This is a genomic window from Massilia scottii (assembly GCF_030846495.1).
Lineage (GTDB): Bacteria > Pseudomonadota > Gammaproteobacteria > Burkholderiales > Burkholderiaceae_D > Telluria_A > Telluria_A violaceinigra.
Genome location: NZ_JAVCWM010000001.1, coordinates 275,522 through 297,058 on the forward strand (window position 1 = coordinate 275,522; position 21,537 = coordinate 297,058).

At 63.6% G+C, this 21,537-nt stretch carries 20 protein-coding genes; 8 read left to right on the top strand and 12 right to left on the bottom strand.

Translation table 11 applies throughout. From position 1 onward, the window contains the following. Positions 1–50 precede the first annotated feature (50 nt). The 4 genes from RBA41_RS01235 to RBA41_RS01250 are packed head-to-tail and all read left to right on the top strand — an operon-like array spanning position 51 to position 4,345. Positions 51–977, top strand: coding sequence for an alpha/beta fold hydrolase (locus tag RBA41_RS01235; RefSeq protein ID WP_306620184.1), 927 nt, complete (start codon positions 51–53; stop codon positions 975–977). Beyond that, positions 974–1,891 carry a muramoyltetrapeptide carboxypeptidase gene (gene ldcA, locus RBA41_RS01240; RefSeq protein ID WP_306620186.1) on the top strand — a complete coding sequence of 306 codons (918 nt, stop codon included), beginning with the start codon at positions 974–976 and terminating at the stop codon, positions 1,889–1,891. Before RBA41_RS01235 ends, ldcA begins: the two co-directional genes overlap by 4 nt. Continuing rightward, the gene (locus tag RBA41_RS01245) at positions 1,884–3,161 is read left to right on the top strand and encodes an NAD(P)/FAD-dependent oxidoreductase (protein WP_306620188.1); all 1,278 of its coding nucleotides are present in this window, start codon (positions 1,884–1,886) and stop codon (positions 3,159–3,161) included. The genes ldcA and RBA41_RS01245 overlap by 8 nt, the downstream gene beginning before the upstream one ends. Beyond that, positions 3,158–4,345: a DUF418 domain-containing protein gene (locus RBA41_RS01250; RefSeq protein WP_306620190.1), complete on the top strand. Its 1,188-nt coding sequence runs from the start codon at positions 3,158–3,160 to the stop codon at positions 4,343–4,345. The genes RBA41_RS01245 and RBA41_RS01250 overlap by 4 nt, the downstream gene beginning before the upstream one ends. A gap of 8 nt (positions 4,346–4,353) precedes the next feature. Here the strand turns inward: RBA41_RS01250 and RBA41_RS01255 are convergent, their stop codons facing one another. After that, positions 4,354–4,734 (bottom strand): nuclear transport factor 2 family protein, encoded by a 381-nt coding sequence (locus RBA41_RS01255; RefSeq protein ID WP_306620192.1) that lies wholly within the window; start codon positions 4,732–4,734, stop codon positions 4,354–4,356. Between the two features lie 51 nt (positions 4,735–4,785). Further along, complete coding sequence (locus tag RBA41_RS01260) at positions 4,786–5,313, bottom strand: porin family protein (protein WP_306620195.1); 528 nt, start codon at positions 5,311–5,313, stop codon at positions 4,786–4,788. Positions 5,314–5,553: 240 nt separating this feature from the next. On the opposite strand from RBA41_RS01260, the gene RBA41_RS01265 reads away from it, so the two are divergent. Further along, on the top strand, positions 5,554–6,135 hold the full coding sequence (locus RBA41_RS01265) for a hypothetical protein (protein ID WP_306620198.1): 582 nt from the start codon (positions 5,554–5,556) through the stop codon (positions 6,133–6,135). A 19-nt stretch (positions 6,136–6,154) separates the two neighbouring features. Here RBA41_RS01265 and RBA41_RS01270 read toward each other — a convergent pair whose 3' ends face one another. The 3 genes from RBA41_RS01270 to RBA41_RS01280 all read right to left on the bottom strand — a co-directional run bounded on the left by RBA41_RS01270 (position 6,155) and on the right by RBA41_RS01280 (position 9,299). Continuing rightward, on the bottom strand, positions 6,155–7,192 hold the full coding sequence (locus tag RBA41_RS01270; RefSeq protein ID WP_306620200.1) for a porin: 1,038 nt from the start codon (positions 7,190–7,192) through the stop codon (positions 6,155–6,157). Positions 7,193–7,412: 220 nt separating this feature from the next. Further along, positions 7,413–7,877, bottom strand: a complete 465-nt coding sequence (locus RBA41_RS01275; RefSeq protein WP_306620202.1) for a cache domain-containing protein — start codon at positions 7,875–7,877, stop codon at positions 7,413–7,415. 549 nt (positions 7,878–8,426) lie between these two features. Then, positions 8,427–9,299 (bottom strand): hypothetical protein, encoded by an 873-nt coding sequence (locus RBA41_RS01280; protein ID WP_306620204.1) that lies wholly within the window; start codon positions 9,297–9,299, stop codon positions 8,427–8,429. A 415-nt stretch (positions 9,300–9,714) separates the two neighbouring features. Here RBA41_RS01280 and RBA41_RS01285 point away from each other — a divergent pair, with 415 nt between their 5' ends. From RBA41_RS01285 to nadC, 3 genes are all read left to right on the top strand, one after another. Beyond that, positions 9,715–11,313 carry an ABC-F family ATPase gene (locus RBA41_RS01285; protein ID WP_306620206.1) on the top strand — a complete coding sequence of 533 codons (1,599 nt, stop codon included), beginning with the start codon at positions 9,715–9,717 and terminating at the stop codon, positions 11,311–11,313. A 123-nt stretch (positions 11,314–11,436) separates the two neighbouring features. Beyond that, on the top strand, positions 11,437–12,570 hold the full coding sequence (gene nadA, locus RBA41_RS01290) for a quinolinate synthase NadA (RefSeq protein WP_306620208.1): 1,134 nt from the start codon (positions 11,437–11,439) through the stop codon (positions 12,568–12,570). Continuing rightward, positions 12,567–13,433 carry a carboxylating nicotinate-nucleotide diphosphorylase gene (nadC, locus tag RBA41_RS01295; protein ID WP_306620210.1) on the top strand — a complete coding sequence of 289 codons (867 nt, stop codon included), beginning with the start codon at positions 12,567–12,569 and terminating at the stop codon, positions 13,431–13,433. The genes nadA and nadC overlap by 4 nt, the downstream gene beginning before the upstream one ends. Here nadC and RBA41_RS01300 read toward each other — a convergent pair. The 7 genes from RBA41_RS01300 to RBA41_RS01330 form a co-directional block, all read right to left on the bottom strand. After that, complete coding sequence (locus RBA41_RS01300; RefSeq protein WP_306620212.1) at positions 13,423–13,947, bottom strand: lipocalin family protein; 525 nt, start codon at positions 13,945–13,947, stop codon at positions 13,423–13,425. The genes nadC and RBA41_RS01300 overlap by 11 nt on opposite strands. A gap of 69 nt (positions 13,948–14,016) precedes the next feature. Then, positions 14,017–14,373 carry a DUF3325 domain-containing protein gene (locus RBA41_RS01305; RefSeq protein WP_306620214.1) on the bottom strand — a complete coding sequence of 119 codons (357 nt, stop codon included), beginning with the start codon at positions 14,371–14,373 and terminating at the stop codon, positions 14,017–14,019. Beyond that, the gene (locus RBA41_RS01310; RefSeq protein ID WP_306620216.1) at positions 14,370–15,986 is read right to left on the bottom strand and encodes a PepSY-associated TM helix domain-containing protein; all 1,617 of its coding nucleotides are present in this window, start codon (positions 15,984–15,986) and stop codon (positions 14,370–14,372) included. Before RBA41_RS01310 ends, RBA41_RS01305 begins: the two co-directional genes overlap by 4 nt. After that, a complete protein-coding gene (locus tag RBA41_RS01315; protein ID WP_306620218.1) occupies positions 15,983–16,288 on the bottom strand; it encodes a DUF3649 domain-containing protein in 306 nt (101 codons plus the stop codon). Before RBA41_RS01315 ends, RBA41_RS01310 begins: the two co-directional genes overlap by 4 nt. Before the next feature lies 1 nt (position 16,289). Continuing rightward, positions 16,290–17,018 (bottom strand): DUF4198 domain-containing protein, encoded by a 729-nt coding sequence (locus tag RBA41_RS01320; protein ID WP_306620220.1) that lies wholly within the window; start codon positions 17,016–17,018, stop codon positions 16,290–16,292. Positions 17,019–17,036: 18 nt separating this feature from the next. Next, a complete protein-coding gene (locus RBA41_RS01325) occupies positions 17,037–19,223 on the bottom strand; it encodes a TonB-dependent siderophore receptor (protein ID WP_306620222.1) in 2,187 nt (728 codons plus the stop codon). Between the two features lie 16 nt (positions 19,224–19,239). After that, positions 19,240–21,426, bottom strand: coding sequence for a TonB-dependent siderophore receptor (locus RBA41_RS01330; protein WP_306620224.1), 2,187 nt, complete (start codon positions 21,424–21,426; stop codon positions 19,240–19,242). Positions 21,427–21,537: the final 111 nt, after the last annotated feature.

Here is a 21,537-nt window from a genome sequence, read left to right on the forward strand (position 1 = left end):
GCATTGCGCGTGCCACGCGACCTTATCTATCACCAGCTGGCACACTGAGCATGCCTATTCTTACCGCCAACGGAATCCGGATCGCTTACGAAACAGCAGGCGACCCCAAGGACACGCCGCTGCTGCTGATCATGGGCCTGGGCATGCAGCTGACCGCCTGGCCCGACGACTTCGTCGATGGCCTGGTCGAGCTCGGGTTCTACGTGATCCGCTTCGATAACCGCGACAGCGGCCTGTCCACCAAATTCGACCACGCCGGCACGCCCAGCCTGCCATTGGCCTGGCTCAAGAAACTGGTGCGCTGGCCGCTGCGCGGCGCCTACACCCTGGCCGACATGGCGGACGACGCGCTCGGCGTGCTCAGCGCCCTCGGCGTGGCGCGCGCGCACGTGGTGGGCGCCTCGATGGGCGGCATGATCGCGCAGATCCTGGCGGCGCGCCATCCCGAGCGCGTCATCAGCCTGACCTCCATCATGTCCGACAGCGGGCGCCGCGGCTTGCCCGGGCCGACCAGGGAAGCGCGCGCAGTGCTGATGCGCCCGGCGCGCAATGCGCGCGACCTCGATAGCCTGGTCACGCACATGGTCCATATGATGCGCGTGATCGGCAGCCCGGCCTATCCCACCCCCGAGCGCCTGCTGCGCGAGCGCATCGCGCGTTCGATCAAGCGCAATGTCTGTCCGGGCGGCGTGGCGCGCCAGCTGGTGGCCATCGCGGCCACGGGCGACCGCAGCGAACTGCTCAAGTCGATCCGCGTACGCACGCTGGTCATTCACGGCGCGGCCGATCCGCTGGTGCCGCTGGCCGGCGGCCAGGACACCGCGCGCCTGGTGCCGGGCGCGCGCCTCGAGGTCATCGAAGGCATGGGCCACGACCTGCCGCCGCAATTGATCGAGCGGCTGATCGCCTTGATCGATGCGCACGCGCACGGTAAGATGAGTCCCGACTCCACAGCGCGGCTTTTTGAAAAACAGTGAACTCACAACCCATCGGCATCGCCATCGTCGCGCCGAGCGGCTACGGCAGCGACAACGCGGCCATTGAACGCGGCATCGCCGCCCTGGTCGCGCAAGGCCACACGGTCCACAACTACTTCGAGGCCGACAAGGTGTTCCAGCGCTTCGGCGGCACCGACGCGGCGCGCCTGGCGCAATTGAATGCCGCCGCGAGCGACCCGCAAGTGCAGGTGGTCATGGCGCTGCGCGGCCAGTACGGGCTCACGCGCCTGCTGCCCGAGATCGATTTCGCGCGCATGGCCGACAGCGGCAAGATCTTCGTCGGCTACAGCGACTTCACCGCCTTTCACATGGGCCTCATGGCCAGGACCGGTGCGCAAAGCTACGCCGGGCCGATGTTCTACAGCGACTTCGGCGCCGCCGAGCCGGTGGCCTTCACGCAGGACGACTTCTGGCGCTGCCTGCGCGGGCCGCGCCACGTGATTCGCGCCTGCGTCACCGGCAACCCGGAAGCGGAGGTGGAAGGCACGATCTGGGGCGGCAACCTGGCCATGCTCATCTCGCTGCTGGGTACCGACTGGTTTGCGCGCATCGACGACGGCATTCTGTTTGTCGAAGACATCAACGAGCATCCCTACCGCGTCGAGCGCATGCTGCTGCAACTGCTGCAGGCCGGCGTGCTGGGACGCCAGAAGGCGCTGGTGCTGGGCGACTTTTCCGGCTACCGCCTTTCGACCGCCGATAACGGCTACGATTTTTGCGCCATGCTGGCCTACCTGCGCGCCACGCTGCCGATTCCCGTGCTCACCGGGCTGCCGTTCGGGCACACGGCGCACCGCGCCACGATTCCGTTCGGCGCGCGGGCCCACCTGTGCTCCGACGAGGCGGGCTTCACGCTGACCATGAGCGGCTACCCGACCGTCGCCCATGGCTGACGCCCTCGGGACGGGCGACTACTACCGGGCTACCTCGCCCGGCGAGCACCATGCGCCGCTGGCTGGCCAGCATGACGCGGCCGTGTGCATCGTCGGCGCCGGCTTCGCGGGGCTGGCGACCGCCATCGGCTTGATGGAGCGCGGCGTGCGCGACATCGTCCTGCTCGATGCGCAGCGCGTCGGCCATGGCGCGTCGGGACGCAACGGCGGCTTTGTGTTCGGCGGCTTTTCGCAGGGCGAACGCAGCCTCGCCGCCAGCACCGGCGTGGAGGAAGCGCGCGCGCTGTATCACATGACGCTGGCCGCGGTGGAGCGCATCCGCCATCGCATCGCCCAATACGGCATCGACTGCGACGCCAGGGAAGACGGCGTGTACCTCGCCAACTGGTTCGACGACGCACGCCTGCTCGACGAGCAGCAGCGCTTCATGAGCGAGAGCATGGGCGTCGAGTGGCAGCGCCTCTCGCGCGCGCAACTGGCCGGCAAGCTCGATTCGGCGCGCTACTTCGGCGGCCTGTTCGAGCCGGCCGCGTTTCATTTTCATCCTCTGAAATATGCGCAGGGCCTGGCCCGCGTGCTGGCGCAGAACGGCGCGCGCGTGCATGAAGAGAGCAGGGTAGCGGCGATTGTCGCCGACGGCGAGGGCTGGCGCGTCACAACGGCCGCCGGCAGCGTCAGGGCGCGCGAGGTGGTGGTGTGCTGCGGCGGCTACATCGACAAGCTGCTTCCGACGCTGTCGCGCGCGGTACTGCCGATTGCCACCTATGTGATGGTCACCGAACCGCTGGGCGAGCGCCTGCACACGGCAATGCGCACCGGCGCGGCGGTCTACGACACGCGGTTCGCGTTCGACTACTACCGTCCGCTGCCCGACACGCGCCTGCTGTGGGGCGGACGCATCGCGGTGCGCGAGCGCAGCGGCGCCGATGTGGCGCGCCTGCTGCATCAGGATATGGTCAAGGTTTACCCGCAACTGGCGGGCGTGCGCGTCGACTATGCGTGGAGCGGCATGATGAGTTACGCGCGCCACAAGATGCCGCAGATCGGGCGCTTGCCGGACGGGCTGTGGTACGGCATGGGATTCGGCGGCCACGGCGTGGCGCCGACCACGCTGGCCGGCGAAGCCATCGCCGCCGCGATTGCCGGCGATGGCGCCGCGCTGGCGCGCTTTGCCGACTGGGGCTTGCCGTTCGCGGGCGGGCCGGCGGGGCTGGCTGCCGCGCAGCTGACGTACTGGTATTACGAACTGCGGGACTGGATGCGGCAATGAAGGCTGTGCGCTCGATGCGCATCGATACGCTGCGCGGGATTGCCGTCTTCGGTATTTTGCTGGTCAACGTCTGGGGCTTCACGTTCGGCAGCGGCCTGTCGCGTTACGGCGTTATCGGCGAGCACGCGGCGCTGGCCGACAAGCTGGCCGTGTTCCTGATTGCCGCCTTTGCGGAACAGAAGTTCTATCCCATTTTCGCCTTCCTGTTCGGCGCCGGTTTCGCGCTGCAGACGGGCGGGCGGCGCGCTCCGGGTGCGCAGCTCGATAACATCAAAATGACCTACCTGCGCCGCGCGACCTGGCTGCTGGGATGCGGCCTGCTGCATGGCACCCTGCTGTGGTTCGGCGATATTCTGACCGTGTACGCGGTCTGCAGCTTCTGGCTCGTGACGCAGGCGGGACGCAGGCTGGCCGATATCGTCCGTGCGCTGCGCTGGGTGGTTGCGCTCAATGTGGCGGCCATGCTGTTCACGGCGTCTTTCACCTACGAGCTGATGGCGATGACGCCGGACGTCATCGCCTGGGCCATGGGCGAGAGTGCACGCGCCCATGCCGTGTACACCCAGGGAACGCTGATGGCGATTGCGCAGGAACGGCTGGTCGATTTCCGGAACAACCTGGCCAGTTCGCTGTTTTTCCTGCCCAAGGTGCTGCTGCTGTTCCTCATGGGCGTCATCAGCGTGCGCCTGGGCTGGCTCACGCATCCGCAGCGCCACCGCGCACTGTGGCGCAAGGTGCTGCTGGCGGCGCTGTGGGTCGGCGTGCCGGTCAACCTGGTATGGGGCTGGGCCGCGCTGCGCGATGCGATCAATCCCATGGCCGGCGCGCCGTTGGCGGCGCTGGTATCGATGCTGGTCGAAGTAGCGGGCCCGCTGCTGGCGGCGGGCTACGTTGCCGCGCTCATGTGCGCTTCGGAGCGGGTGGTGGCGGCCCTGGCGCAGTGCTTCGGCGCCGTCGGGCGCATGGCGCTGACCAACTACCTGATGCAGTCGGTCTTGTGCGGGTTCCTGCTGCAAGGGGCGGGGCTCGGCCTCGGTGCGGTGCTCTCGCACGGCGCGCTGGTCGGCGTATGCGCGCCGATCATGATCGGGCAGGTGCTGCTAAGCCGCTGGTGGATGCGGCGCCATGCCCAGGGGCCGGTCGAGGCCCTGTGGCGCCGCTTTACGGCGGGTGCCTGCCAATAGGGCATCGGTCAGGCAAGGCTCATATGGCCGGCGAGGATTTGCCACTGGCCGCCATCGCCGGGCGCGCGCCAGGTGCGGGTGCAGCGCAGGTCGAGATTGAAGGGCGACTCGCCAAAACTGCCCACGAGGTTCATCCGCGCCGACATGACGCCAAGGCGCCCGTCCGCCACCACCTGCCGCCCGGCCGCCGCAATCGCGGTGAACTTGAGCAGGCCGGAACGGTGCATGTCGAGATCCTGCTCCTTGCCTATCACCTGGCCCATGTGGGTGGTAAACAGCAGGGCGGGTGAAATGAGGCGGTCGAGCGCCTCCACGTCGGCCGCGAGCATGGCGAGGCGCAGCTGTTCTTCCAGCGCGATGATGTGCTCTTGCGCTTCCTTGTTGTGCATGGTGGTCCCCGGATAAAAAAGCCAGGCATGACGCCTGGCGTGGTCGGTGTTTCAGAACTGGTAGCGGAATCCCGTCGAGATAACCGTGACCTTGGTTTTAGTCAGGCGCATCGCTTCCGCGTTGACCGACAGGTTTGGATTGAACCTGAAACTCACGCCGGCGCCGATACTCGGATCGGTTTCGTTATAATCGCTGTCGCGCGCGGAAAAGGCACGCATTTTAGTGCGGCCAATGCCCGCGCGGCCGGTCAGGCTGAAACGTTCGCCCAGGGGAATGGCGCCCGTGACGGCGACGCCATAATGGTCCTCCGGGTAATACTCGTTGGTCCGGTAGGCGCTAAACGGGTTGTCGATGAAGCTGAGCGTGGTATTGAATACTTCCATGCCCAGATAGGTGTTGAACTGATAGCCGGCGCGCAGTCCGAACGACAACTCGTCGCGCTCGAACTGGTTGTTCGACGAGGAAGCCTGGCCGATATGGGAGCTTGCATACGCACCGGCACCGTCCGGGGCCGCCGAAGCGGGCGTGGAGAAGCTGGCGGCCAAGGCCACGAGGGCGCCGCTGAACAGTAATCGCATAATTTATCCTGATAGGTTGGTGCGATAGCCGGACGAGTAATTGGCTATTGCTATCAAGAATTATAGCCCGGTTGATGGCGGAATTGTCAATTCTGCTATTAATGCAACATAATATGGGAAAATAAACGGTTTCCTGTCTGTTTGCCGGGTTCGTGTATGCATGAACCGGCGCTTTCGAACATTAAAAATCAGGACATCCGGGCAGCCGCGACCCGATTGTCGCGGCACGTGAAGGATCATATGAAGAAAATCGTCTCGCTGTTTCAACGCAACTACGATGGTGACCGCCAGGTGCGCGACGAGGTCGTGCCCGGCGCCGAGTGGGTCGCCGCCGGCGAAGGCATGGCAACGCGCAAGTGGGACGGCATGGCCGTCATGGTCGCCAACGGCGCCATCTTCAAGCGCTACGACGCGAAAGCGGGCCGCACGCCGCCCGCCGATTTCATGCCCGCGCAGCCGGCGGCCGATGAAGCGACCGGCCACTGGCCGGGCTGGGTTCCGGCGGTGGGACCGGACTCGGCGCGCATTATCGACGGGGTGGAGTGGGGCGTGCGTACGCTGTTCGGCGGCGGCCCGGTTCCCGATGGCACGTATGAAGTGTGCGGGCCGAAAATCGGCACCCGCCACGGTGCCAATCCCGAGGGCCTGACGGAACATATTCTGGTCCCGCATGGCAAGGACGAATTGCCGGACTGCCCGCGCACTTTCGGCGCCTTGCGCGACTATCTGACCGAGCATGTCATCGAAGGCATCGTCTGGCATCACCCTGATGGGCGCATGGCAAAGATCAAGGCGAGCGATTTCGGTATCAAGCGCGCGTAGTCGCAGGGCGAATCTCAGGCTAGAAACTATGGCGCATGCCAACATTAAATGCCCGGTCCCCGCCGCCGGCCTCGGTGGCATTACCAACGGTGTAAAAACCGATCGCGCCGGGGAGCGCATCGTTACGGATGCGCGCATAGGCAACATAAACGTCGCTGCGCTTTGATATGAAGTAGTTATAAGCCAGACCCAACTGCCTGGCGTCACGATTGGTCCGGCGGTCTTGCTTCATGATGGCTGAAGCCCGGATATTTCCCGCGCCTACCGGCACGGTCAGTCCCAGAATCGTATCGCGCGATTTCGCAGCCCGATTCGGGTCAACCCTGGTATTGACATTCACGGTGCCTTTATTGGAAGCGACGCCGAGGGATATTTTTACCACCTTAAAGTCATACACCCCGCCAATTAAGGTTGTTTTTCCTGTGGTAAGCGCCGTGGCCACGGGAATGCTATTGACGTTGGCGTAGCCCAGCCGCAGACTAAGCGGACCCCGTACGTATGCAAGCCCTGCGCCGAGCTGCCTTCCCGCGCTCGAATTGCCGGCTGTTTCGCCTAGCCCATAGGCAAGCTCCCCACTGAAGCCGTTCACCGGTGACGACGCGTACTTGACCGTGTTGTTCATCCGAATGCCCGCGTTGGACATCAGATTGGCGGCAGATCCGGCAGTGCTGAATGCTTGAAAGGGATCAATTGCCGACAGGGTAAGAAATAGGGGGGTATATTGACGGCCCAAGGTCAAGGTGCCAGCCTTGCTGCTCAACCCGACAAAGGCCTGGCGGCCGAACGCCAAGCCGCCCTGCGCGCTGGTGCCACTGTCGAGATTGATACCCATTTCAAGCGTAAATATTGCCGCCAGCCCGCCACCCAGATCTTCCGTGCCGCGGAACCCGATCCGGGATCCACCTTCCACACCGCCCACCATCTTGGTAACGCTGCCTGCAACACCGCCGGATTCCTTGACGAGAGCGGCGTCAGCCACGCCATACACTGTGACACTGCTTTGCGCCATGGCAACGTTGCAAAAAATTCCGCACACGGCGAAGACATACTTGTTCATGGTAGTTCCTTGCAAATAGGTTGGATATTTACTGGCACTGTTGTCCAGGTCTCGGCGACTTCTTCAGACAACCTCGTGCCGCGAGCGTAGGGCGGCCGGGAACGATGGCCTGACGAGCTTCATTGCGAGGTGAACGGGCCGGTGCGCCTGGCGCACCATGCATCTATCAGATTTGCCCGGCCTTTGCGCCAGCGGCACTATCCGGTGCGAGATGTGACGGCTATTTATAGATTCCGCTGGCGATAAGAACGTCACCAGACTTTTCGAGATACGTGGATTTCTTATCCACCTTTTTCGTCACGGGGTTAGGCCAGCTGTAATCGACCCATCCCTTTCCTTTGGTATTGGCCAGTTTAATAAAATCCTTGACCATGGTATTGCCATCGGCATCCTTCAGTTCGAGCACATTCTTGCCGATAATCTTGGCGTTAGCGCCGTTGGCCCACTCCAAACCGTCCATGTCGATGACGAAGATATACAGATCACGATCGACGAATGCGCCCTTCGGATTGCTGAAATCGGCAAATGCCTTGTCCTTGCCGTTGGCCTCGAGATAAGCGACCGCTTTCTTGACGAGAGCCGTTGCCTCTTCAGCGGTGCCGCGCTCGGCAGCGAATACCGAACTGTGCAAGCTCGCTGAAATTAGCAGGACACTGGCAGTGCGCAGAATACTATTCATAATCATGATTTCTCCACTATGTTACGGATCAAAACAAGGGCATGATACGTGCCCGTTGGGCGCGCCAATATCCATGTCTGCCGACGATGAATATCAGGAATCAGTAAAATTCATGAATGCCGTCAATCTCGGCGCTTATGCCGAAATCGATTGAGCTGGTATTGAACGGCAAGATGTTTCAGTCTTACATCTATCCCGGAAAATTGCGACAACTATGACGTTTACTGTTGTTTTTTTTGCCCGCCGGGGTGCGAAGGCGGTAAGCGGCCAGCAACGCTGACTGCATCCGTGATCGGCATCGCCGCAGCGCGCCTTGCGATTATTCAGGAGGCAAGCGGAATATATTTTCCGGGAGGTAATCAAAGGCTGGCATGCCCGACCCAGGAGTTGATGTCCTGGTAATATTGAAACAATCGCCAGCAGTAGACGCTGCTAAACATGTAGAAAGTAAATCTGGCTAGAAGTATAATGTTGAGATAAAATCAAACCCAAAATTTGACGGTCGGCAATTCTTGATCCATAGCGCGCTCCTGATGGCGTGATTGCCATTAATAACTAGCTTCCCTTCGTCCTTCCCCAGTCGTCCAGCCACCTCCGATCACCTGTATAGCAACCGTCTGAGCATCGTTTGTAAAACACAGTCGCTCCTACCCTGCATTTTTCTCGACGTTGTTTGTCAGCTCTTGTAACGGTGCAGATGTAGTCCATCCGCGTAGCGCTGGGAATGCACAGCTCGGTTACGCACTTTGGTGGATCTTGAGACCATTGCGCAAATGTCCTGGACGGCCCGCCATATTCTTTCCCGCTGCCGACACCACCCTCACCTGATGACTGGCGATCAAGCCCGCCACCACCCACGCCGTCGGCGGGCGCATTAACGATACAGGGAATCGGGCTGCGCTCTACGCAGCCGGTATGGCCTCCGCCGCCTTCACTTCTTTCCAGCTTCTGTTCTATCAGCGCTGAAATTCCCATTTCAATTGCGAAGTGGTTTCTCTGCTCTTGATGTTTTCGGTCCGTAACCATCGCCGGATTCTTCCCGAAAACAATCTTTCGGCCAGATCCATTTTCCAGTATTGCCTGAATGTTTCCGCTTTCATCGTAGATAGCCGTAAGTGCCCTTCCATCAGCGTATGTGATTCCTTGGAAGCGACCATCGTGGCCGTAAAGATATGTTCCGACACTGCCACCCGGCCGCGTCTCAGACTGAATCTTCCCATTTACAACCGTGCGTTCTATTTGTTGAGCCAGCTGAAGGGCGAGCTTGGCCGTTGTGTAAAAGAGCGCATCGTTTTCAGATGAGCGCTTCTCCTTTGTTTTGATGGTAAGCGCCGGACTCTCAACAGGCGTTACCGGGACGGCCCCAGCGCTTGCCAGACTGAGTGCCAGTAAAGGCGAAATAGTTTTCAACACCAATTTCTTGTTCATATCGACTCCCATTCAGAGCGTCATGTTCGCTCTTACAGAGCACGGATTTCTATCGTATTAAGCTGGAATAAGCGGGAGCTGTTCTCGAACAAAAGAATCTGGGGAACTTCTGCTATGCACGAGATGTCGCGCGACGCCGGAAATGTGAAGAACGGAAACGTCGGTTGAGCTGTGCGGATGTGCAGCACAGTCAAAAACCGAGGACGGCGGACTGGCGCGTCGGGGCAGGCACGGCGGAGGAAACACGGCCATGATCCTGGGGGAGCGGCCGGCCCGGGCCACGGCCGGGCAGCCCGCGCAGAGTGCGCGCCAGGTCATTGTTTTCGATGCGATGTACAGCGGCGGGCGGCGCCTATTGTATAATGGTCGATTAGCGCTCAGCGCCTGTTTCCATTCGCAAAAGACCCAATCCAGCATGCTATCAACCGCAAACATCACGATGCAGTTCGGCGCCAAGCCGCTGTTTGAGAACATCTCCGTCAAATTCGGTGACGGCAACCGTTACGGCCTGATCGGCGCGAACGGTTGCGGCAAGTCGACCTTCATGAAGATCCTCGGTGGCGATCTTGAGCCGTCGGGCGGCACCGTCATGCTCGACACCAACGAGCGCCTCGGCAAGCTGCGCCAGGACCAGTTTGCGTTCGAAAACATGCGCGTGCTGGACGTGGTCATGATGGGCCACACCGAGCTGTGGAACGCCATCTCCGAGCGCGACGCCATCTACGCCAACCCGGAAGCGACCGACGACGACTACATGCACGCGGCCGAGCTCGAAAGCAAGGTTGCCGAATACGACGGCTACTCGGCCGAAGCGCGCGCAGGCGAACTGCTGCTCGGCGCCGGCGTCTCGATCGACCAGCACCAGGGCCCGATGAGCGCCGTGGCACCGGGCTGGAAGCTGCGCGTGCTGCTGGCGCAGGCCCTGTTCTCGAATCCGGACATCCTGCTGCTCGACGAGCCGACCAACAATCTGGACATCAACACGATTCGCTGGCTCGAAGATGTGCTCAACGACCGCAATTCGACCATGGTCATCATTTCGCACGATCGCCACTTCCTGAACCAGGTGTGCACGCACGTGGCCGACATGGATTACGGCACGCTCAAGGTGTACCCGGGCAACTACGACGAGTACATGTTCGCCTCGACCCAGGCGCGCAACCAGCAACTGGCCAATAACGCCAAGGCGAAAGAAAAAGTCGCCGAGCTGCAAGACTTCGTGCGCCGCTTCGCCGCCAACAAGTCCAAGGCGCGTCAGGCCACATCGCGCGCCAAGCAGATCGACAAGATCAAGGTCGACGACATCAAACCGTCGTCGCGCGCCTACCCGTTCGTGCGTTTCGAAGCCGAGAAGAAACTGCACCGCCTGGCGGTGGAAGTGGAAGGCATTTCCAAGAAATACGATCGTCAGCTGTTCAAGAATTTCAGCATCATGGTCGAAGCCGGCGAGCGCATCGCGATCATCGGCGCCAACGGTGCCGGCAAAACCACCTTGCTGCGCTCGATCGGTTCCGAGCTGACCGGTTTGCAGCCGGATACGGGCCGCGTCAAGTGGGCCGAGAACGCCAACGTCGGCTACATGCCGCAAGATCCGACCGAAGAATTCGCTACCGATGCGGTGCTGACCGACTGGATCGGCCAGTGGACCAAGGAAGGCGACGACGACCAGGCCGTCCGCTCCATCCTCGGCCGCCTGCTGTTCGGCGGCGACGACGTGAAGAAATCGGTACGCGTGCTGTCCGGCGGTGAAAAAGGCCGCATGATGTACGGCAAGCTGATGCTCGGCCGCCACAACGTCATGCTGCTCGACGAGCCGACCAACCACATGGACATGGAATCGATCGAGTCGCTGAACATTGCGCTCGAAAAATACACCGGCACCCTGATTTTCGTCTCCCACGACCGCGAGTTCGTGTCCTCGCTGGCCAACCGCATCCTCGAAATCAAGGAAAACGAAATCGTCGACTTCCGCGGCAACTACGAAGATTACCTGACGAGCCAGGGTATCGACTAAGGCCGGGAGCGGGGCGCCCGGCGTCCCGTTCGGCTTTGTGGGGCAGGGCGGGCACCGAGGTGCCCGCGCGCCATTTCACGGCCGCCTCCTGCAACGATTTCTCTCTTGTGAGATAGTAACGACATGAACATTCTCCCTATCAAAACCGTCGAATACGAGCATCCTCAAGCCGGGCTGAGCTGCACCGCGCAAGCCTGGGCACGCACGCCGGCGGCGCCCTCCGCCGCCGAAAAAACGGCGCTCAAGGAACGCATCAAGCGCTTGCTGAAAGAACGCGAAGCGGTGCTCGTCGCCCACTATTACGTGGATGGCGATCTGCAGGACCTGGCCGAGGAAACCGGCGGCTGCGTCTCCGATTCGCTCGAAATGGCGCGCTTCGGCCGCGATCATCCGGCAAAAACGCTGGTTGTCGCCGGCGTGCGCTTCATGGGCGAGACCGCCAAGATCCTCAGCCCAGAAAAACGCATCCTGATGCCCGACCTCGACGCGACCTGCTCGCTCGACCTGGGCTGTCCGGCGGACGAATTCTCGGCCTTTTGCGACGCCCATCCCGACCGCACGGTCGTGGTGTACGCCAACACCAGCGCCGCCGTCAAGGCCCGCGCCGACTGGATGGTGACCTCGTCCATCGGCCTCGACATCGTGGCCCACCTGCATGCGCAGGGCAAGAAAATCCTGTGGGCACCGGACAAGCACCTCGGCTCCTACATTCAAAAGCAAACCGGCGCCGACATGCTGCTGTGGCAGGGCTCGTGCCTGGTGCACGACGAATTCAAGGGCGTCGAACTCGACTTGCTCAAGGCCGAGTATCCTGAAGCGAGGGTACTGGTCCATCCGGAATCGCCCGCCAACGTGGTCGCCCTGGCCGATGTGGTCGGCTCGACCACGCAGCTGATCAACGCCGCCCAAACCATGGATGCAACAACCTTCATCGTTGCCACCGACAATGGCATCTTGCACAAGATGCGCGCCGCCGCGCCGGGCAAGCATTTCATCGAAGCACCAACCGCCGGCAACAGCGCCACCTGCAAGAGCTGCGCGCACTGCCCGTGGATGGCCATGAACGGCTTGCAAAACCTGGCCGACGTGTTAGAGAGCGGCAGCAATGAAATCCATGTCGATCCGCAAGTCGGCAAGGAAGCCGTGCGCGCCATCGACCGCATGCTCGACTTCGCCGCCGCGAAAAAAGCCAAAGCCTTGCCGACCAGCGCGTTGGCCAACGAAGCAACCCTGTTTTCCGGAGTGGGCCCAGCATGAGCAATTTACGTAATCCTTACGCCGTTTTCGATGCGGCGCTGCAAACCGCCTTTGAATCGAACCTGCTGGCCGCCTTGCTCGAAGATGTCGGCAGCGGCGACCTGACCGGCAAGCTCGTGCCCGACGACACCCGCGTGCGCGCCCGCGTGATCGTGCGCGAAGAAGCCGTGCTCTGCGGCGGACCGTGGTTCGAAGGCGTGATGCTGGCCCTCGATCCGAGCATCGATGTTGACTGGCAATATGCCGAAGGCGACCTGATGAACGCCGGCAGCGTGGTCTGCACCATCGAAGCGCCACCGCGCGCCTTGCTGACGGCCGAGCGCGCCGCGCTGAACTTCATGCAGTTGCTTTCCGGCGTAGCCACCATCACGCGCGGTTACGTCGAGGTGGTCGAGGGCACGAAGGCATCCATCCTCGACACGCGCAAAACCTTGCCGGGCCTGCGCCAGGCGCAAAAGTACGCGGTGCGGGTCGGCGGCGGCAAGAACCAGCGCATGGCCTTGTACGACGGCATTTTGATCAAGGAAAACCACATTGCCGCGGCCGGCGGCGTGGGCAAGGCCCTGGCGGCGGCGCAAGCGCTGGACGCCGGCGTATCGATCCAGATCGAAGTCGAAACCCTGGCCCAGCTGAGCGAAGCGCTCGAAGCCGGTGCCACATCGGTCCTGCTCGATAACTTCGAGCTGGCCACCATGCGCCACGCGGTCGAGCTCAATGCGGGCCGCGCGCTGCTGGAAGCATCGGGCGGGGTGAATATGGACAGTGTGCGCGCGATCGCCGAAACGGGCGTGGACCGCATTTCCATCGGCAGCCTGACCAAGGACATCAAGGCCACCGATTTCTCGCTGCGGATTATTGACTGACCGGAGACTGGTCGACGTAAATCAGTTTCGAGGTATCGAAACCAAGCGCCTGGGCCTTAGCGACCAGGCGCTTTTTTGTTGCCTCATCCATTGTCGGGGTGCGCGACAACAGCCAGAAATACGATTTATCGGGGCCGCTGATCAGCGAATAGCTGTAATTCTCGCGATCCAGGTCGAACACGATGTACGATCCGTAAAAGGGACCGAAGAACGACACCTTCAGATAAGCGACGTCCGGCTTCTCGACAAAATACGCCTTGCCCTCCGACTGTTTCCATTCCTTTTTTTCAGCGTTATAGCCACGGTTGATGACCTTGATGCCGCCATCGTCGCGCATGCTGTACTCGGCGCTCACCCGGCTCAAGCCACGTTCGAACGAATGATCCAGCCGCGCGATTTCGTACCATTTACCGAGATATTTCGCCGACTCGAAATTGGCCACCGGTTCGATGTCCGCCGGCTTGGAAACACAGCCGGCGAGCAGGAACGCCATTACCACGAACAATGTTTTCATGATGAACTCCGCACTAAAGATGTCGAGTTCGATTGTAGCCCACGGGGTGGCACGCACCTTGCGCGATTGCTAAGCGAGACCGCCCAACACAAAGGCGATGGCGCCGGCCACGCCTGCCGCCTGCGCCAGTCGTGCGACCCGTTGCGGCGCGTAGGCCAGCAACATCATCAGCGCCAGTGCCGCCGCGGTCATCCCGCCCAGCCAGATCAGCGGCCCGTGGCCGCCGCCACCCTTGAGCTCCGCGGCCGCAAACGCCAGCACCAGCGCGCCCGCGCCGGCTGCCTGCAAACGCCGCCGCAACGCCGGCGGGGCTTCCTGCCCGCGTCCGTGCATGTCGGCGTAATGCCGCTGCATCGCCACGCTCAGCGCCCCGAAACCGGCGTAACTGAGCCCGAACACCGCAACCAGATAAAACACGCCGCTCATGATGCCGCTCCGATCCCGGGGTTTACCGCCGGCGCCTTGACTTCATTGGTCTTCACCTTGCCCCGGCCCAGCCGCAGCGCGCCGTAACCGAGCAACAGCCCCAGTGCCAGCACCGTGATGTCGAACCACGCCACCGCGCTCGGGCCATGGAACAGCGTTACGCCCAGGTGCGACGACGTCGTCAACGCATTGAGCAGCGGGATTGCGCCGAACAGGAACGCCCCGGCAGCGAGCTGCAAGCGCCACATGGCGCGGTCAGGCTTCACCTGCGCCAGCAGCGCCGCGGCGCCCCACGCGGCAAAGAACACCGCAATCTCGTTCTCGGCCCGCTTTTCCATCACGACAGGCAGCAGGCGATTGGCCCAGAAGTAGCAGGCAAACGCAATCGGCAAACCCGCCACCGCCCCGATGTTCAACGCCTCCACCAGGCGCGTGCCAACACCGATGGACGCACCGGCCTTGAGCGCCTTGGCCTGCGTCTGCCGGCTCTTGACCGCCCACAGGATCGCGCCGGTCGCCACCATCGCATAGCCGGCCAGTCCGGAAAGGAAGAACAATGCGCGCAGCAGCGGCTCGGCGAAGCGCGCCACGTGCAGGCCGTACATCACCCCGTGGGTGGCGGCCGGCGGCGCCAGCTGCTCGCCCGCGCTGGCCAGCAGCGCGCCATTGACGCCGTCGAACTGCATCGCCGGCTGCTTGTACGACAGCTCGCGCCCGCCCGCGCGCGTGACCGAGATGCTGGCGTTGGCGTGGTTCGGATGATTGACCGTGATCGAGCCGGCGTGGCTGCCGCCCCAACGGCGCTCGGCCTGTTCCAGCATCGGCCGCAGCGGCGCCATCACGGCCGCTTCACCGGGCTTTTTGGCAGGCTTGCCGGCGCTCGGGAAGACTTCTTCGGTAAATTTGTCGCGGTCGCCCTTGTATGCCACCTGGGCGGCGCCCGGCATGTACATGAACATCAACGTCACAAGGCCGGTGTAGGTGATCATCAGGTGAAACGGCAGTGCCAGCACCGCAGTGGCGTTGTGGGCGTCGAGCCAGGAACGCTGTCCCTTGTTGGGCCGGAAGGTGAAAAAATCCTTGAAGATGCGCTTGTGCGTGATGACGCCACTGATAATCGACACCAGCATGAACATGGCGCAAAAGCCCACGATCCAGCGCGCCGTCAGCGGCGGCATGTAGTGCAGGTCGAAGTGCAGGCGGTAGATGAATTCTCCGCCGCGGGTGTCGCGTGGCTCCGCCATGGCCGCGCCGGTGACGGGATCGATCAGGGCCGTCTGCAGGCGCTGGCGTTTGCGCGGCGCACCCTCGGGCGGCGGCGGCGCGGTCCAGGCGATGCGCACGGCGCCCCTGCGCTCGGTCGGCAGGTTGATGAACCAGCGCTGCGCATCCGGCGCGCGCTGCTGCAGCGCCTTGACGGCCATGTCGGCGGCATCGACGCTGCCGGCCTTGTGCGCGGCCACGCCATGCAGTTCCGGCTCCATCCACAAGGTGATTTCTTCCTGGTAGTAGCTGGCGGTGCCGCCGGCGAAGATCAGCAGCAGCACCCAGCAGACCAGGAGGCCCGACCAGGTGTGCAGCCAGGCCATGGACTGGCGAAGGTTTTCTTTCATGGGACGTTCCGGTACAGAAGAGTGACGATGGCGGCCATGCCTGCCGCCGGCAGCAGCAGGCCAAGCCAGGCGCGCGCGGCGCTGCGGGCGGCGAACACCCAGATCACGGCGCCGGCGTAGATGGCAAACGAGGCCAGGGTCGCGCCGATGACGGCGTCCGCGCGTCCGGTACCCAGCACGCGCGGCAGCAGCAGCGCAAGCAGGGCGCTGGCCGCCGCCGCCAGCAGGTAGCCGCCGAGGATGGCGGCCAGCGCGCGCGAGCCCACGCCGAGCCGGTAAGCGAGAGGGGCGGACAGGCGCATGTTACGGCGTATTGACGTTCGGTTTGGCCGCTGGCGGCGCCGCGATGGCAGTCGCGCCGGCCGTTTGCACCATGCTCATGGTGGTCACGTAGGTGGCCACGTCGTACGGTTTGCCGTCGCGCTGGCCCGCGGTTTTGTCGGTGTGGTGCGCTTCGAGCACATAGGTGCCTTTCCATGGCATGCTGAAGTTGACCATGCCTTCTTCATCGCTTTTCGCTTCCTTGGCCCAACCCGATTGCGCCACCACGCCAACCTTGGTTTTCGCCAGCGGCTTGCCCTGGTAGCTCAGCTGGAACTGGCCGGCTTTGCCGGTCGGGACGATGTCGAGCGTCAGGCGCGCCTGCTGCGCGGCGCTGCCGTTGACCAGCCGCGCGGCCGGGGTCCAGATCGAACGCACCACGGTGTCGCCGGTCTTTTTTTCAAAGGCCGGGTAGCTCGCTTCTTCGGCCACGATGCTCTGGCCTTCGGCGGCGCGCGCCGACAGCACGAACGCACCGGCGGTTTTGTCCAGTTTCAGTTTGCGGTCGGCGCCGGCGCCGATCAAGGTGGCGGTCGGGGCGACAAACTTGTCGAGCAGGCCGGGCGAGGCTTCGCGCAGGTTGTCGCCAAATTCGCCGAAGTAGACGGCGGCGGTCTTGCCATCCTGTTCGATCCAGATCTGGTGCGCATTCGCGCTGGCAAAGGCGCCGCACAGCAGCGTGGCGAGGAGGGTGGTTGCGAGGTTTTTCATGGAGTGTCCTTGTTGTGATTAATATTGATAGCGCAGATTGGCCGAGACCGACCGCGGCTCGCCGTAATAGCCGCCGTTGTAGAACCCCACCTTGCGGTAGTAGGTCTTGTCGAGCAGGTTGTTGATATTGACGCTGGCCGAAAGCTGGCTCGTGATCTGGTAGCGGCCCATCAGGTTGAGCAGCGTGTACGCGGCCTGGCTGGTGCGCACCTTGCCGGCCGGCCCGGTGGCCGTGGTGTAGATGTCGCTCTGCCAGTTCACGCCGCCGCCCACGGTCACATCGCGCCATTCGCCCGGCAGGCGCCAGGTGGTGCTGATGCGTACCATGTCGCGCGGCTGGATCGTATTGATCACCACATCCCTGGCGTTGCGCGACGTGCTGCGCGTGGCGCCGGCCGAGAGCTGCCATCCCGGCATCGGCGTGCCCGATACTTCGGCTTCCACGCCCCGGCTTTTCGTGCCTTTGCCGGTCGAGACGTACGGACGGGTGCCGTCGGGCAGGAGCACGCCCAGCGGCACCGAGCTGTCATCCTCGCCCAGATTGTCCTGTTTGGCCTCGAATACGGCGACGGCGGCGTTCAGGCGGCCGCCGAAAAATTCGGCCTTGACGCCGGCTTCCACGTTGCTGCCGGTGACCGGGTCGAGGAAGTTGTTATCCTTGTCCTTGTAGTTCTGGGGCTTGAACAAATCGCTGTAGCTGGCGTACAGCGAGGTAGTCGGCGCCAGGTCGAACACCACGCCGGCGTACGGCGTGAGCACGTCCTTCGAGGCGTAGCGCCCGGTGGCGTTAACGAACTCGCCGCTGGTGTTGACGTTGTCGGTGCGCGTCTTCCAGGTGCTCAGGCGCGCGCCGGCGATCACCTGCAGCGGGTCGGCCAGGCGCAGGCGCGCCGCCAGGTAGGCGCCCGACTGCTCCGTGACCGCCGCCGCGCTGGCGCCCGTGCGCCAGCTGACCGGCTGCGGCACCTTGCCGGTCCAGTTGCGAAAGTCTGGAATCAGCAGCGGGAACGGCAGCGGGGTTTCGGTGGCGATGGCCGGGGTCACGCCTTCGCGGCGCCAGCCGTTCCAGCCGGCCACCAGCTCGTGCTTGCGCCCGAACAGATTGAAGGCGCCGGTCGCGTACAGGTCCAGGTTATCCTGCGTTTCTTCGTACGGGAAGGTGCCGTTCCACACGGCCAGCCCGGTGCCGTCGCGGTTCGGGTAGCCGCTGCCGCCGTAGAACAGCGCGCCCTCGGAGGTCGAGTCGAGCCGGTTGTACGAGACCTTCACCTTCCAGTCGTCGTTGATGCGGTGTTCTAGGTTGGCATACACATTGCGGTAGGTGCGTTCCCAGCTGCTCCATTCGGCCGCCACGTTGAAGGAACGCGGCAGCTTGGCCGGCGTGCCGTCGCTGAAGAACAGCGGCGTGGTGCCCCAGGTCGTGCCTTTCGGCGTGTTGTGCTGGTAGTCGGCGCCCACGGTCAGCAGGCTGTCCTTGCCCAGGTCCGCTTCGACCAGCACGCCGCCCACGATCTTGCGCTCCTTGTACAGGTCCAGGTGCGAATGGCGGTTCTGCACCACGCCGATGGCGCGTCCGCGCACGCTGCCCGATGCGTTCAGGGCCGCCGAAATATCGGCTTCCATGCGCCGCATGTCCCATGAGCCGATACCGACCGAGGCCGATCCGCTCAATTCGCGCGTGGGGCGCTTGTGCACCATGTTGATCGTGGCCGACGGGTCGCCCGCCCCGGTCACCAGGCCTGTGGCGCCGCGCACCACTTCGATGCGGTCGTACAGGGCGGTATCGAACAGGGCGCTGTTGCCCGAGCTGTAGTTGGCGGCGACGCCGTCGACCTGGAAGTTACTGACCGTGAAACCGCGCGACGAAAAGCCGGTGCGCTCGCTGTCGTTTTCCTGCACCGTGATGCCGGGCGTTTGCACCAGCACGTCGGCGATGCTGGTCAGGTTCATGTCTTCCATGCGCTGGCGCGTGATGACGGTGACCGACTGCGGTGTTTCGCGCAGCGACAGCTTGAAGCGCGTGGCGGTGCTGGCGGCGCGCGCGCCGTAGGAGGTGCTGTCGTCCTGCTTGTCGGCGCGGATTTCGACCACGCTCACCGGTGACGCTTCGTCGAGCGGCGCGTCGGGGGCGGCGGCCTGGGCCACGCCCACCACGGAGAACAGCAGTGCCGAGCGGACGGCCAGCGCGAGAGGATGTAAGGTCATGTTCATTCAGGGGTACTTAAAAAGTGTAGCGGGCGGTCAGGGCGACGGCGCGGCGTTGGCCATAGAAGCAGTCGCCGCGGGCCAGGCAGGTCGAAATCTGGACTTTGTCGGTCAGGTTGGTGACGTTGAGCGTCACGCGCAGCGGTCCGCTGCTGTACGAGAGCATGGCGTCGAGCAGGGTGATGTCCGGCGTTTCGAGCTGATCGAGGCCGTCCATCGAAGAGCCGAGGTAGCGCACGCCGGCACCGGCACTGAAGCCATCCTGTTGCGCGATCGAGAAGCGGTGCGTCAGCCAGGCCGACACGTTGTGCTTGGGGATGCCGCTCAGGCGCTTGCCGTTGTCGGCGCCATTGCTGCGCGAAACGGTGGCGTCGGTATAGGCGTAGCCGGCGGTCCAGTCCCAGTCGCGGCCCAGCTTACCGGCGCTCTCCAGTTCGAGCCCGCGCACGTGCACTTCGCCGATCTGGATGCTGTTGAGCGGGTTGGCCGGATCGGCGGTCTTGCGGTTGGTGTCGCGCAGGTCGTACGCGGCCAGGGTGGTCATCAGGCTGCGGCCGGGCGGCTGCCATTTCAGGCCAGCTTCCCACTGTTCGCCGCGCTGCGGCTGGAAAGCCTGGCCGTTCAGGTCCACGCCGCCCAGCGGCAGGAACGATTCGGCATAGCTGACATACGGCGACCAGCCGCCGTCGGCAAGGTACAGCAGGCCGACCCGCCTGGTGTTGGCGCTGTCGTCGGTGCGCGCGGCAGCGCGGCCTTCGATATCGTTGGTCACGCCGTCGTGGCGCAGGCCCAGCACCGTCACCCAGCGCGGGCCGTATTTGATCTGGTCCTGCACGTAGTAGCCGTTCTGGCGCAGATTGGTGGTCGGCAGGCGGGTCAGGGCCTTTGGTACGGTGTAGTTGCCGTAGACCGGGGCGTACACGTCCAGCGGTGCGGCCACGCCGCGCCCGTTGGCCTGGCGCGTTTCCACCCGCTGCACGTCGGCGCCCAACAGGATCGTGTGCTGCAGCGCGCCGGTGGCCAGTTTCGCCTCCAGCTGGGTGTCGACCAGCAGCGTTTCCAGGTTGTTCAGGTTTTGCACCAGGTCGCGGTTGATGGTGCGCTGGTCGGCATTGAACACGGGCCGCGCCGGCCGGCCGGTGGCCGCAACGGCGGTGAAGCTGGTGTACGCGCTGCGGTAATCGACTTCGCTTTTGGTCTTGCGCAGGGTCTGGCGCACGCTCAGCGTATCGCTGAAGCGGTGGCTGAACAGGTAGCCGAGCGCGGTCTGTTCGGTGTCGTAGGCATCCCAGCCTGGCTCGCCGGTGAAGGTGCTGGTCGGGATCTGGCCGAACTTCGACGGCAGCAGGGTGGCCTGCCACGGGAAGAAGCCGATCATCGAGCCGCTGTGGTCTTCCTGGCGCAGTGCCAGCACGGTCAGCGATGTGCTGGCGTTGGGGGCCCAGGTCAGCGAGGGCGCCAGCAGCTTGCGGTCGTCGTCGACCATGTTGACTTGCGTGCCGCTGTCGCGGCCCACGGCCACGAGGCATGCCAGCCAGTGTCCGTCCGCATCGAGCACCTGGTTGATGTCGAGCGAGAGCTGCTTGCGGCTGTTGCTGCCGACTTGGACCTGGACTTCCCGCTGCGAGGTCGCCATCGGCCGCTTGGAAACCAGGTTGACCACGCCGCCGATGCCGCCCTGGCCGTACAGGACCGACGACGGGCCGCGCAGCACTTCCACGCGCTCCAGGGTGTACGGGTCGGGGCGCGTGGTGTTGTAGCTGCCGAAGTTCGATTGCACGCCATCCTGCAGCATGGCCGGATTGCCGCCGCGCGAAGTGACCGAATCGACCCGGCTGTCGAAGTAGCTGGAGACCAGGCCGGCGCTGTAATTGAGCGTCTGGCGCAGCGTTTGCGCGCCTTGCTCCTCGAAGCGCTCGCGCGGGATGACGCTGATCGATTGCGGCGTTTCGATCAGCGGCGTGTCGGTCTTGGTGCCGGCGCCGCTGCGTTTGGCGACGTAGCCGTTGTCTTCCCTGTTGCCGTCGACCGTGATCAGCGGCATCGCCACGGCATCGTCGGCGACCTCGCTGGCGAACGCCAGGGCGCCCGGGGCGGCCAGGGCTGCGAAGATGAGGGCCGAACGGACTGCGGCGGTCAAGGGAAGGGGAATGCAGTGCGCGGCGCCGGCGTACGCCGGGCCGAAAGGTGCGTAGTGCGCCATGGAGCCATCCTGAAAATGAGTGCAATGGCTGGCTAAGGTCGTGCTGGCTGGCTGTTGAATGAGAATTATTCTCAATTATAACGACGGGCAGCCAATTCGGCAAGGCAACAT